This is a genomic window from Flavobacterium sp. TMP13, from assembly GCF_050847115.1.
Classification (GTDB): domain Bacteria; phylum Bacteroidota; class Bacteroidia; order Flavobacteriales; family Flavobacteriaceae; genus Flavobacterium.
In genome coordinates this window covers 3395289-3411429 of record NZ_CP193656.1, presented here as the reverse complement: position 1 = coordinate 3411429, position 16141 = coordinate 3395289, and the positions used below count along the sequence as shown (strand labels likewise).

1 protein-coding gene is annotated in these 16141 nt (G+C 38.6%); it reads right to left on the bottom strand.

The genetic code is table 11. The features are described from left to right. Window positions 1–29 precede the first annotated feature (29 nt). Complete coding sequence (locus ACRASX_RS14680) at window positions 30–15806, bottom strand: gliding motility-associated C-terminal domain-containing protein (RefSeq protein ID WP_432221764.1); 15777 nt, start codon at window positions 15804–15806, stop codon at window positions 30–32. Window positions 15807–16141 lie beyond the last annotated feature (335 nt).

Below are 16141 nucleotides of genomic sequence, written 5' to 3'. Positions count from 1 at the left end.
ATTGCTTGTAACGTTGAGTCCATATTATTTTACTTTGTTATATATAAATAGCCCGCTTTTTGATTTGCTTTTAAACTGCTATCCTTGTATTTCAGAACATAGAAATACGTTCCAGCTGGTAAACCACCTGTTTCTTTTATAGTTACTCTTCCTTCAGAAAATCCTTTGAATACAACATTTACATTATCGTAGTTGCTTTTTTCAAAAATCAATACTCCCCATCTGTTGTAAATTTCGACAGTATTATCAGGATAACATTCAATTCCTTGAATATAGAATCTTTCGTTCGTGTTGTCTCCGTTTATTGACAAAGCGTTGAATATCTTAATTACACAACTTTGAGAAGGAAGAACAGTTGGATAATCTTTGATTGCATCTTTATAATCCGAAGAATCGTCTACTTGAATTCCAGAGTTGGTAAATCCAACTACTGTTGCTTGACTGGAGATAGTACCTTTATTAATGTCATTCTGAGTTATAGTGTAATTGGCACTAAATGAATTAATGTCAATTTGATTAATTCCTAATGTGATTGGTCCTCCAAGTATGATCAAGCCTTCTAATGAATCTGTAATTTGTATGTTTTGCAAGGTAGTATTTCCTGTATTGGTAACGGTAAACGAGTAGGTAATGGTCTCCCCTGAATCGACAACGCCATTTCCGTTTTCATCATTAAAGGTCACAGTTCTTACCAATGTGATAGCAGGTCTTTCTATAAAAACAGAAACTTTTGCTGTTGCACAATTAGTAGTATTTGCAATTTCGCAAATTTGATAATCGAATGTATAGGTTCCTCCGGCAGTATTGGGTGCTACATCTAAAGTTCCGTCAGCATTTAAAACTATTCCTTTTGGAATGTTATTCGAAACTAAGGTGATCTGCGACGGATTAATCGTGGCTCCGTTCAAATTATCATTGCTTAGCACATTTAAAAATGCCACTGCGCCGTTGATTCCGTCAACCGTTACCAGACCATCGTTATTTGCATTGATACCTGGTGCTTGAACAGTCACTTTTACTGTAGCTGAACTGCAATTTGATGGATTTAATTTTTCACAAATGGTATACTCAACAGTATAATTCCCTGCAGGAGTATTGGCATCTACTGTAATTGTTCCGTTTGGATTCAATTTAATTCCAGTTGGATAAGCACCTTTTGGAGTTAAGTCAACTTCTGATGCAACTACTGGTTGTCCGTTTAGCGTATCATTATCTAAAACAGAAGTTGTAGTGTTTCCACCATCTTTCCCATTGATTGCTGCTGGCGTATCGTCATTTGCTTTGATTACTACCGCTTGAACCACCACAGTTACTGTAGCTGAACTGCAATTTGATGGATTTAATTTTTCACAAATGGTATACTCAACAGTATAATTCCCTGCAGGAGTATTGGCATCTACTGCAATTGTTCCGCTTGGATTCAATTTAATTCCATTTGGATAAACGCCTTTTGGAGTTAAATCAACTTCTGATGGAATTACTGGTTGTCCGTTTAGCGTATCATTATCTAAAACTGATGGCGTTGTTCCACCATCTTTTCCATTGATTGCCGCTGGCGTATCGTCATTTGCTTTGATTACTGCCGCTTGAACCACCACAGTTACTGAAGCTGAACTGCAATTTGATGGATTTAATTTTTCACAAATGGTATACTCAACAGTATAATTCCCTGCAGGAGTATTGGCATCTACTGTAATTGTTCCGTTTGGATTCAATTTAATTCCAGTTGGATAAGCACCTTTTGGAGTTAAATCAACTTCTGATGCAATTATTGGTTGTCCGTTTAGCTTATCATTATCTAAAACTGATGGTGTTGTTCCACCATCTTTCCCATTGATTGCTGCTGGCGTATCGTCATTTGCTTTGATTACTGCCGCTTGAACCACCACAGTTACTGTAGCTGAACTGCAATTTGATGGATTTAATTTTTCACAAATGGTATACTCAACAGTATAATTCCCTGCAGGAGTATTGGCATCTACTGTAATTGTTCCGTTTGGATTCAATTTAATTCCAGTTGGATAAGCACCTTTTGGAGTTAAGTCAACTTCTGATGCAACTACTGGTTGTCCGTTTAGCGTATCATTATCTAAAACAGAAGTTGTAGTGTTTCCACCATCTTTTCCATTGATTGCCGCTGGCGTATCATCATTTGCTTTGATTACTGCCGCTGTAACAACTACAATTACTGTAGCAGTACTACAATTCGTTGGATTTAATTTCTCACAAATTGTATATTCAACATTATAAGTACCAGCAGGAGTATTGGCATCTACTGTAATTGTTGCGTTTGGATTCAATTTAATTCCAGTTGGATAAGCACCTTTTGGAGTTAAATCAACTTCTGATGCAAGTACTGGTTGTCCGTTTAGCGTATCATTATCTAAAACAGAAGTTGTAGTGTTTCCACCATCTTTTCCGTTGATTGCCGCTGGCGTATCGTCATTTGCTTTGATTACTACCGCTTGAACCACCACAGTTACTGTAGCTGAACTGCAATTTGATGGATTTAATTTTTCACAAATTGTATACTCAACAGTATAATTCCCTGCAGGAGTATTGGCATCTACTGTAATTGTTCCGTTTGGATTCAATTTAATTCCAGTTGGATAAGCACCTTTTGGAGTTAAGTCAACTTCTGATGCAACTACTGGTTGTCCGTTTAGCGTATCATTATCTAAAACAGAAGTTGTAGTGTTTCCACCATCTTTCCCATTGATTGCTGCTGGCGTATCGTCATTTGCTTTGATTACTGCCGCTTGAACCACCACAGTTACTGAAGCTGTACTACAATTTGTTGGATTTAATTTCTCACAAATGGTATACTCAACAGTATAATTCCCTGCAGGAGTATTGGCATCTACTGTAATTGTTGCGTTTGGATTCAATTTAATTCCAGTTGGATAAGCACCTTTTGGAGTTAAATCAACTTCTGATGCAACTACTGGTTGTCCGTTTAGCGTATCATTATCTAAAACAGAAGTTGTAATGTTTCCACCATCTTTCCCATTGATTGCTGCTGGCGTATCGTCATTTGCTTTGATTACTGCCGCTTGAACCACCACAGTTACTGAAGCTGTACTACAATTTGTTGGATTTAATTTCTCACAAATGGTATACTCAACAGTATAATTCCCTGCAGGAGTATTGGCATCTACTGTAATTGTTCCGTTTGTATTCAATTTAATTCCAGTTGGATAAACACCTTTTGGAGTTAAATCAACTTCTGATGCAATTATTGGTTGCCCGTTTAGGACATCATTATCTAGAACAGAAGTTGTAGTGTTTCCACCATCTTTTCCGTTGATTGCCGCTGGCGTATCGTCATTTGCTTTGATTACTACCGCTTGAACCACCACAGTTACTGTAGCTGAACTGCAATTTGATGGATTTAATTTTTCACAAATTGTATACTCAACAGTATAATTCCCTGCAGGAGTATTGGCATCTACTGTAATTGTTCCGTTTGGATTCAATTTAATTCCAGTTGGATAAGCACCTTTTGGAGTTAAGTCAACTTCTGATGCAACTACTGGTTGTCCGTTTAGCGTATCATTATCTAAAACAGAAGTTGTAGTGTTTCCACCATCTTTCCCATTGATTGCTGCTGGCGTATCGTCATTTGCTTTGATTACTACCGCTTGAACCACCACAGTTACTGTAGCTGAACTGCAATTTGATGGATTTAATTTTTCACAAATGGTATACTCAACAGTATAATTCCCTGCAGGAGTATTGGCATCTACTGCAATTGTTCCGCTTGGATTCAATTTAATTCCATTTGGATAAACGCCTTTTGGAGTTAAATCAACTTCTGATGGAATTACTGGTTGTACGTTTAGCGTATCATTATCTAAAACTGATGGCGTTGTTCCACCATCTTTTCCATTGATTGCCGCTGGCGTATCGTCATTTGCTTTGATTACTGCCGCTTGAACCACCACAGTTACTGAAGCTGAACTGCAATTTGATGGATTTAATTTTTCACAAATGGTATACTCAACAGTATAATTCCCTGCAGGAGTATTGGCATCTACTGTAATTGTTCCGTTTGGATTCAATTTAATTCCAGTTGGATAAACGCCTTTTGGAGTTAAATCAACTTCTGATGCAACTACTGGTTGTCCGTTTAGCGTATCATTATCTAGAACAGAAGTTGTAGTGTTTCCACCATCTTTCCCATTGATTGCTGCTGGCGTATCGTCATTTGCTTTGATTACTGCCGCTTGAACCACCACAGTTACTGTAGCTGAACTGCAATTTGATGGATTTAATTTTTCACAAATGGTATACTCAACAGTATAATTCCCTGCAGGAGTATTGGCATCTACTGTAATTGTTCCGTTTGGATTCAATTTAATTCCAGTTGGATAAGCACCTTTTGGAGTTAAGTCAACTTCTGATGCAACTACTGGTTGTCCGTTTAGCGTATCATTATCTAAAACAGAAGTTGTAGTGTTTCCACCATCTTTTCCATTGATTGCCGCTGGCGTATCATCATTTGCTTTGATTACTGCCGCTGTAACAACTACAATTACTGTAGCAGTACTACAATTCGTTGGATTTAATTTCTCACAAATTGTATATTCAACATTATAAGTACCAGCAGGAGTATTGGCATCTACTGTAATTGTTGCGTTTGGATTCAATTTAATTCCAGTTGGATAAGCACCTTTTGGAGTTAAATCAACTTCTGATGCAAGTACTGGTTGTCCGTTTAGCGTATCATTATCTAAAACAGAAGTTGTAGTGTTTCCACCATCTTTTCCGTTGATTGCCGCTGGCGTATCGTCATTTGCTTTGATTACTACCGCTTGAACCACCACAGTTACTGTAGCTGAACTGCAATTTGATGGATTTAATTTTTCACAAATTGTATACTCAACAGTATAATTCCCTGCAGGAGTATTGGCATCTACTGTAATTGTTCCGTTTGGATTCAATTTAATTCCAGTTGGATAAGCACCTTTTGGAGTTAAGTCAACTTCTGATGCAACTACTGGTTGTCCGTTTAGCGTATCATTATCTAAAACAGAAGTTGTAGTGTTTCCACCATCTTTCCCATTGATTGCTGCTGGCGTATCGTCATTTGCTTTGATTACTGCCGCTTGAACCACCACAGTTACTGAAGCTGTACTACAATTTGTTGGATTTAATTTCTCACAAATGGTATACTCAACAGTATAATTCCCTGCAGGAGTATTGGCATCTACTGTAATTGTTGCGTTTGGATTCAATTTAATTCCAGTTGGATAAGCACCTTTTGGAGTTAAATCAACTTCTGATGCAACTACTGGTTGTCCGTTTAGCGTATCATTATCTAAAACAGAAGTTGTAATGTTTCCACCATCTTTCCCATTGATTGCTGCTGGCGTATCGTCATTTGCTTTGATTACTGCCGCTTGAACCACCACAGTTACTGAAGCTGTACTACAATTTGTTGGATTTAATTTCTCACAAATGGTATACTCAACAGTATAATTCCCTGCAGGAGTATTGGCATCTACTGTAATTGTTCCGTTTGTATTCAATTTAATTCCAGTTGGATAAACACCTTTTGGAGTTAAATCAACTTCTGATGCAATTATTGGTTGCCCGTTTAGGACATCATTATCTAGAACAGAAGTTGTAGTGTTTCCACCATCTTTTCCGTTGATTGCCGCTGGCGTATCGTCATTTGCTTTGATTACTACCGCTTGAACCACCACAGTTACTGTAGCTGAACTGCAATTTGATGGATTTAATTTTTCACAAATTGTATACTCAACAGTATAATTCCCTGCAGGAGTATTGGCATCTACTGTAATTGTTCCGTTTGGATTCAATTTAATTCCAGTTGGATAAGCACCTTTTGGAGTTAAGTCAACTTCTGATGCAACTACTGGTTGTCCGTTTAGCGTATCATTATCTAAAACAGAAGTTGTAGTGTTTCCACCATCTTTCCCATTGATTGCTGCTGGCGTATCGTCATTTGCTTTGATTACTACCGCTTGAACCACCACAGTTACTGTAGCTGAACTGCAATTTGATGGATTTAATTTTTCACAAATGGTATACTCAACAGTATAATTCCCTGCAGGAGTATTGGCATCTACTGCAATTGTTCCGCTTGGATTCAATTTAATTCCATTTGGATAAACGCCTTTTGGAGTTAAATCAACTTCTGATGGAATTACTGGTTGTCCGTTTAGCGTATCATTATCTAAAACTGATGGCGTTGTTCCACCATCTTTTCCATTGATTGCCGCTGGCGTATCGTCATTTGCTTTGATTACTGCCGCTTGAACCACCACAGTTACTGAAGCTGAACTGCAATTTGATGGATTTAATTTTTCACAAATGGTATACTCAACAGTATAATTCCCTGCAGGAGTATTGGCATCTACTGTAATTGTTCCGTTTGGATTCAATTTAATTCCAGTTGGATAAACGCCTTTTGGAGTTAAATCAACTTCTGATGCAACTACTGGTTGTCCGTTTAGCGTATCATTATCTAGAACAGAAGTTGTAGTGTTTCCACCATCTTTCCCATTGATTGCTGCTGGCGTATCGTCATTTGCTTTGATTACTGCCGCTTGAACCACCACAGTTACTGTAGCTGAACTGCAATTTGATGGATTTAATTTTTCACAAATGGTATACTCAACAGTATAATTCCCTGCAGGAGTATTGGCATCTACTGTAATTGTTCCGTTTGGATTCAATTTAATTCCAGTTGGATAAGCACCTTTTGGAGTTAAGTCAACTTCTGATGCAACTACTGGTTGTCCGTTTAGCGTATCATTATCTAAAACAGAAGTTGTAGTGTTTCCACCATCTTTCCCATTGATTGCTGCTGGCGTATCGTCATTTGCTTTGATTACTACCGCTTGAACCACCACAGTTACTGTAGCTGAACTGCAATTTGATGGATTTAATTTTTCACAAATGGTATACTCAACAGTATAATTCCCTGCAGGAGTATTGGCATCTACTGCAATTGTTCCGCTTGGATTCAATTTAATTCCATTTGGATAAACGCCTTTTGGAGTTAAATCAACTTCTGATGGAATTACTGGTTGTCCGTTTAGCGTATCATTATCTAAAACTGATGGCGTTGTTCCACCATCTTTTCCATTGATTGCCGCTGGCGTATCGTCATTTGCTTTGATTACTGCCGCTTGAACCACCACAGTTACTGAAGCTGAACTGCAATTTGATGGATTTAATTTTTCACAAATGGTATACTCAACAGTATAATTCCCTGCAGGAGTATTGGCATCTACTGTAATTGTTCCGTTTGGATTCAATTTAATTCCAGTTGGATAAACGCCTTTTGGAGTTAAATCAACTTCTGATGCAACTACTGGTTGTCCGTTTAGCGTATCATTATCTAGAACAGAAGTTGTAGTGTTTCCACCATCTTTCCCATTGATTGCTGCTGGCGTATCGTCATTTGCTTTGATTACTGCCGCTTGAACCACCACAGTTACTGTAGCTGAACTGCAATTTGATGGATTTAATTTTTCACAAATGGTATACTCAACAGTATAATTCCCTGCAGGAGTATTGGCATCTACTGTAATTGTTCCGTTTGGATTCAATTTAATTCCATTTGGATAAGCACCTTTTGGAGTTAAATCAACTTCTGATGCAACTACTGGTTGTCCGTTTAGGGTATCATTATCTAAAACAGAAGTTGTAGTGTTTCCACCATCTTTTCCGTTGATTGCCGCTGGTGTATCGTCATTTGCACAAATTCCATTATTAATTAGTACTGCTGTACTTAAATTTGAAATACAACCTAAATCATTTAGAACTCTAAATTGATAAGTTTGACCTGCAGTAAGTCCGCCAATTGTAGTAGTTCCAACAGAACCTGTTAGACCCGTTAAGCCAGGAGTAGCTGGTATTGCAGTTATATTCCAATTGCCGAATGGTAATCCACTTAATTCAATGCTCCCCGTTGTAATTCCGCATGTTGGTTGAGTAATCAAGCCTATCGATGGAGTAATTGGAGAGGAAGTAACAATAATATTCCCTTTAACCACGACATTACCACATCCACCAGTTAATGGAATACTATAATTAAATGTACCAGATGCTGTTGGAGTTCCACTTATTGTAATAGTGTTACTTGCCCAAACTGCTGTAACTCCTGTCGGTAAACCTGTAGCTGTACCAATTCCAGTTGCTCCTGTTGTGGTATGTGTAATAGCTGTTAATGCTGTGTTGATACATAATGTTGGGGTAGCTGATGCGTTTCCAACGGTATTGTCTGCATTTACTGTGATGGTTCCTGTTGCTGATTTAACTGCTCCACATCCACCAACTAATGGAATACTATAATTAAATGTACCAGATGCTGTTGGAGTTCCACTTATTGTAATAGTGTTACTTGCCCAAACTGCTGTAACTCCTGTCGGTAAACCTGTAGCTGTACCAATTCCAGTTGCTCCTGTTGTGGTATGTGTAATAGCTGTTAATGCTGTGTTGATACATAATGTTGGGGTAGCTGATGCGTTTCCAACGGTATTGTCTGCATTTACTGTGATGGTTCCTGTTGCTGATTTAACTGCTCCACATCCACCAACTAATGGAATACTATAATTAAATGTACCAGATGCTGTTGGAGTTCCACTTATTGTAATAGTGTTACTTGCCCAAACTGCTGTAACTCCTGTTGGTAAACCTGTAGCTGTACCAATTCCAGTTGCTCCTGTTGTGGTATGTGTAATAGCTGTTAATGCTGTGTTGATACATAATGTTGGGGTAGCTGATGCGTTTCCAACGGTATTGTCTGCATTTACTGTGATGGTTCCCGTTGCTGATTTAACTGCTCCACATCCACCAGTTAATGGAATACTATAATTAAATGTACCAGATGCTGTTGGAGTTCCACTTATTGTAATAGTGTCACTTGCCCAAACTGCTGTAACTCCTGTTGGTAAACCTGTAGCTGTACCAATTCCAGTTGCTCCTGTTGTGGTATGTGTAATAGCTGTTAATGCTGTGTTGATACATAATGTTGGGGTAGCTGATGCGTTTCCAACGGTATTGTCTGCATTTACTGTGATGGTTCCTGTTGCTGATTTAACTGCTCCACATCCACCAACTAATGGAATACTATAATTAAATGTACCAGATGCTGTTGGAGTTCCACTTATTGTAATAGTGTTACTTGCCCAAACTGCTGTAACTCCTGTCGGTAAACCTGTAGCTGTACCAATTCCAGTTGCTCCTGTTGTGGTATGTGTAATAGCTGTTAATGCTGTGTTGATACATAATGTTGGGGTAGCTGATGCGTTTCCAACGGTATTGTCTGCATTTACTGTGATGGTTCCTGTTGCTGATTTAACTGCTCCACATCCACCAACTAATGGAATACTATAATTAAATGTACCAGATGCTGTTGGAGTTCCACTTATTGTAATAGTGTTACTTGCCCAAACTGCTGTAACTCCTGTTGGTAAACCTGTAGCTGTACCAATTCCAGTTGCTCCTGTTGTGGTATGTGTAATAGCTGTTAATGCTGTGTTGATACATAATGTTGGGGTAGCTGATGCGTTTCCAACGGTATTGTCTGCATTTACTGTGATGGTTCCCGTTGCTGATTTAACTGCTCCACATCCACCAGTTAATGGAATACTATAATTAAATGTACCAGATGCTGTTGGAGTTCCACTTATTGTAATAGTGTCACTTGCCCAAACTGCTGTAACTCCTGTTGGTAAACCTGTAGCTGTACCAATTCCAGTTGCTCCTGTTGTGGTATGTGTAATAGCTGTTAATGCTGTGTTGATACATAATGTTGGGGTAGCTGATGCGTTTCCAACGGTATTGTCTGCATTTACTGTGATGGTTCCTGTTGCTGATTTAACTGCTCCACATCCACCAGTTAATGGAATACTATAATTAAATGTACCAGATGCTGTTGGAGTTCCACTTATTGTAATAGTGTTACTTGCCCAAACTGCTGTAACTCCTGTTGGTAAACCTGTAGCTGTATCAATTCCAGTTGCTCCTGTTGTGGTATGTGTAATAGCTGTTAATGCTGTGTTGATACATAATGTTGGGGTAGCTGATGCGTTTCCAACGATATTGTCTGCATTTACTGTGATGGTTCCTGTTGCTGATTTAACTGCTCCACATCCACCAACTAATGGAATACTATAATTAAATGTACCAGATGCTGTTGGAGTTCCACTTATTGTAATAGTGTTACTTGCCCAAACTGCTGTAACTCCTGTTGGTAAACCTGTAGCTGTACCAATTCCAGTTGCTCCTGTTGTGGTATGTGTAATAGCTGTTAATGCTGTGTTGATACATAATGTTGGGGTAGCTGATGCGTTTCCAACGGTATTGTCTGCATTTACTGTGATGGTTCCTGTTGCTGATTTAACTGCTCCACATCCACCAACTAATGGAATACTATAATTAAATGTACCAGATGCTGTTGGAGTTCCACTTATTGTAATAGTGTTACTTGCCCAAACTGCTGTAACTCCTGTTGGTAAACCTGTAGCTGTACCAATTCCAGTTGCTCCTGTTGTGGTATGTGTAATAGCTGTTAATGCTGTGTTGATACATAATGTTGGGGTAGCTGATGCGTTTCCAACGGTATTGTCTGCATTTACTGTGATGGTTCCCGTTGCTGATTTAACTGCTCCACATCCACCAGTTAATGGAATACTATAATTAAATGTACCAGATGCTGTTGGAGTTCCACTTATTGTAATAGTGTCACTTGCCCAAACTGCTGTAACTCCTGTTGGTAAACCTGTAGCTGTACCAATTCCAGTTGCTCCTGTTGTGGTATGTGTAATAGCTGTTAATGCTGTGTTGATACATAATGTTGGGGTAGCTGATGCGTTTCCAACGGTATTGTCTGCATTTACTGTGATGGTTCCTGTTGCTGATTTAACTGCTCCACATCCACCAACTAATGGAATACTATAATTAAATGTACCAGATGCTGTTGGAGTTCCACTTATTGTAATAGTGTTACTTGCCCAAACTGCTGTAACTCCTGTCGGTAAACCTGTAGCTGTACCAATTCCAGTTGCTCCTGTTGTGGTATGTGTAATAGCTGTTAATGCTGTGTTGATACATAATGTTGGGGTAGCTGATGCGTTTCCAACGGTATTGTCTGCATTTACTGTGATGGTTCCTGTTGCTGATTTAACTGCTCCACATCCACCAACTAATGGAATACTATAATTAAATGTACCAGATGCTGTTGGAGTTCCACTTATTGTAATAGTGTTACTTGCCCAAACTGCTGTAACTCCTGTTGGTAAACCTGTAGCTGTACCAATTCCAGTTGCTCCTGTTGTGGTATGTGTAATAGCTGTTAATGCTGTGTTGATACATAATGTTGGGGTAGCTGATGCGTTTCCAACGGTATTGTCTGCATTTACTGTGATGGTTCCCGTTGCTGATTTAACTGCTCCACATCCACCAGTTAATGGAATACTATAATTAAATGTACCAGATGCTGTTGGAGTTCCACTTATTGTAATAGTGTCACTTGCCCAAACTGCTGTAACTCCTGTTGGTAAACCTGTAGCTGTACCAATTCCAGTTGCTCCTGTTGTGGTATGTGTAATAGCTGTTAATGCTGTGTTGATACATAATGTTGGGGTAGCTGATGCGTTTCCAACGGTATTGTCTGCATTTACTGTGATGGTTCCTGTTGCTGATTTAACTGCTCCACATCCACCAGTTAATGGAATACTATAATTAAATGTACCAGATGCTGTTGGAGTTCCACTTATTGTAATAGTGTTACTTGCCCAAACTGCTGTAACTCCTGTTGGTAAACCTGTAGCTGTATCAATTCCAGTTGCTCCTGTTGTGGTATGTGTAATAGCTGTTAATGCTGTGTTGATACATAATGTTGGGGTAGCTGATGCGTTTCCAACGATATTGTCTGCATTTACTGTGATGGTTCCTGTTGCTGATTTAACTGCTCCACATCCACCAACTAATGGAATACTATAATTAAATGTACCAGATGCTGTTGGAGTTCCACTTATTGTAATAGTGTTACTTGCCCAAACTGCTGTAACTCCTGTTGGTAAACCTGTAGCTGTACCAATTCCAGTTGCTCCTGTTGTGGTATGTGTAATAGCTGTTAATGCTGTGTTGATACATAATGTTGGGGTAGCTGATGCGTTTCCAACGGTATTGTCTGCATTTACTGTGATGGTTCCTGTTGCTGATTTAACTGCTCCACATCCACCAGTTAATGGAATACTATAATTAAATGTACCAGATGCTGTTGGAGTTCCACTTATTGTAATAGTGTTACTTGCCCAAACTGCTGTAACTCCTGTCGGTAAACCTGTAGCTGTACCAATTCCAGTTGCTCCTGTTGTGGTATGTGTAATAGCTGTTAATGCTGTGTTGATACATAATGTTGGGGTAGACGAAGCAACTCCAACTGCATTAGTAGCCGTCAAAGTAATTTTTCCGCTTAAAGTAGCTGCAGTACATGATCCTACATGTCCATTCGTTGTTATGGTATAAGTGCCAGCAACTGTTGGAGTACCACTAATGGTTACTGTTTTATTTGTTGTATCAACATTGGAGGTCAGTCCTGCAGGCAAATTTGTCACAACAGCATTAGTAGCGCTACCTGCAAAAGTATATACCGTATTTGTGATTGCTGCTCCTGTACAAATTGTCTGATTTTGCGAACCAGTAGTTAATGTTAGAGTAGAAACTGTATTAACCGTAGCAGCCACAGCTAATCGAGAGCCTGAAGTACAACTATTATTTGTTGCATCAACATAATAAGTAGTGGTTGCAGATAAATTTGGAGTTATATACTCAGTTCCTTCATAAAGTGACGTTCCTCCTAATGCATTTGCATACCAATTAACTGTTCCTGCTGAAGCTGTAGCTTTTAAAGTCAAAGTTCCTGGACCACATCCTTCCGCTCCTGTAGTAGATGTTATTGTTGGTATAGCAGTAACTGTAGCAGTAACGGAAGTTCTAGCTGAAGTACAATTATTATCCGATGCTTGTACATAATATGTTTTGGTTACAGACAAACTTGGGGTAGTATAAGTAGTTCCTGTAGCTATTGGTGTACCACCAGTTGCAATATCGTACCAACTTATTGTGCCCGAAGAAGCAGTAGCACTCAAAGTAACACTTCCAGCACCGCAAATTGTCCCTGGCGTAACTGCATTTATTGTTGGTATTGGATTTATAGCAAAATTTGTTGCTGCTCTACATGTGGAACCATTACAACTAGCATAAAAAGTGGTTGTTCCAGCAGTATTTGCATTCGTTAATCCAGAACCCGATACACCAATAGGATTAAAAGTAGCACCCGTAAATATTGAAGACCCTCCAGTAGCTGTGGTAAACCATTCAATTTTGCTATTATCAGTACATCCACTCGCAATTAAATTTCCTGAACCTCCTACACAAATAGACACACTTGTAGTAGTGGGAGCACCAGAAACAGAATTTATAGTAATTGTAGAAGTAGGTAATGAAGTACATGAATTAGCATTACTAGTAGTTACCTGATAAGTACCCGCTACTAAACCAGAGAATTGTCCAGTAGAATTAGACACTGCAGCAACAACTGGAGCTAAACCAGTTAATGCATACATTATACCCGAACCATTAACAGGCGCAGTCACTTTTATTGTTCCTGTCGAAGTAGTACAATTCGGTTGTGTAGTAGTTACTGTAGGCGCTACAGGTAACGCTAAAATTTCAACATTGTCAATATTAGAACTAGATCCGTTAAAATTTATACCTGGGACATTCGCTTGACTTCCGCCTTCGTAAATCTTTGCATAGGACCCAAAACTATAAGTAAATGCAGTAATTTGTCTGTTTGCATTAGCTGTTGTTCTTGTAGGATCTAAGTATATTGCTTGAGCATTAGCATTGTTTACACCTGTAGTTGCAAAACTAGTAATTTTACCTTTCAACGTTATTGTTACTATTCCATCTTTAGCAATATTAAAATCACCAATTAAAGGTTTGTTTGCAGTATTAGTATGCGACAAAAGACCCGCTGGACCAGTAGCTTCTATAGAATAAACTGCTGTAGCGGATAAAAAATCTACACCTGTTGGAAAAGCGAAGTCTAAGAAAACTTTTGCAGCATTTCCACTTCCAATATTTTTTATTTGAATTTCATAAGACACTTCATTATTAACCGAATTACAAACTGATTGAGTTAATGCTTTTACTTTAGTCTCCAAAACTGGAAAACAATCTGAATTAATCTGCAGATTTTCGGCTAAATCACCAGCAGCAAAAGTTGCTGAATAACCAGCAGCTCCATCCATCGCTCCATGAGTACTAGTTGGATTAACTCCATTATTAGTTTTTCCAGCCAAACCTGCATTTATATTACTTGTTATCGTAGCTCCTGATGCATTATATCTAACAATACCGCCGCCGCCGCCGCCGCCGGGACCATGCTCATTACCGCCATCCTTTTCAGTATTACCACCGTTACCTCCTTTTGCATCTATTGTAATTGTTGCTGTACTAGGATTAGAAATATTTAAAAATACACTTCCTCCAGCTCCGCCTCCACCTGCACCATCAGGAGAATTTGCATATTTACCCGCAGCACCAATGCCACCATTGGCTTCTATTCTTCCAATTCCAGCAAGACTTCCTGCATTTATTAATATTATGGCTCCACCAACGCCTCCTTTTACACCACTCGTAGCATTATTGGCATCACCACCACCACCACCACCACCCATAATGAGTCTATCTAAAGGAGGAGTTTTTGTGGGAATATAAGTTGTAGAACCAGGTCTTCCTCCACCCGTTTTTGGAGAAGTATCTCCCTTACCTCCTTGCCAGCCAAGACCACCTATGCCACCGTAACCACCGTTACCACCACCACCTCCTCCTGCGTTGTGATCGTTACCGCCACCTCCTCCGTTTGCAGGAGCTCCTCTTCCCGAGGATCCTCCTGGTAAACCTTCTACTGCATTGACCACTTCATTATATCCATCCCACATTCGTTTTGGAGTGCCTGCTATTCCTTCTCCTTTACCAGAAATAACAGTTGAAGAAGAATTTCCTGTATAAATTATAGAATTATTTAAATCAGAATCTGCTTTAGGGCTAAATCCCCCTCTAAATCCTCTTGCATTACCGTCAATAGTATAATTAGCAAAATTAAAAGTACCCGAAACATTAAATGCGATAACCCCACCCGAACTACCATTAAATGGTGGTGCGGTAATATTTGCGTTTAAGGTCAGATTAGAATACTGTGGCACTCTAACAATTTGAAAGGTTCTTTTTCCTCTTGTCGTTGTTGGAGCAGCATTGTAAAAACTATTTTTAACTCCAGCAAGCGTACCTGTTCCTTTAAAGGTTAGATTTCCTCCACTAATTGGTACGTTATTTGTTGCTATTACATATTCAAAAATACCAGTATTACCAATATTAGTAAATCCAGTAGCTTCAAGGAAACCTCTATTAGGATCAGGTAAACCTGAGCCATAGTTGGTTGTATTAGTATAATTAATTTCCGCGTCTTGCATCTGAATAATCAAAATCAAATCACCAGTAGCAATTGAAAGTGCACCAAAATTATTACCATAAATATCAGTTGCTGGCACTGCGGCTAATTCTATGGATTGTGCTCCCGCATTTAAAGTAAGTGTACTACTTAAAACAGGATAATAGGTATTTACAGCGCTAGAAATAGTTATGGGTCCATCAACTCCAGGAGTTCCACAAACTTGAGCTCTTGCAGAGAATGATAAGAAGATAAACAGTAAAAATTTAAAATAACAAAACTTTTTAGAGGTAAAATTATGCATAGACAAAGGGGATTTTGTAAGTACAACCAGAAATTTTTAATTTTCTGATAAAAAATGAATGTAAAAAATGTGAAAAAATGCTTGAAAGTCAGCTTAAAATTAGTCGTCTGCATGGAGGAATATGCACTTCATTATTTTTAATAAAAATTAAAAATAGGGCAGATCTTATCCAGACGATTATAAAAGAAAAATATTTTGGATTGCTAGGTGTTTTAAAAGTAAAATAAGCATTTACTATTTCTCTTTTAACAGCTGTAGATGTACTTGTGAATAGGAATACGGTTGTAAGCGAAAAACAAACAAATAGATGTTGTTGTATAAAAAAATCTCTGATA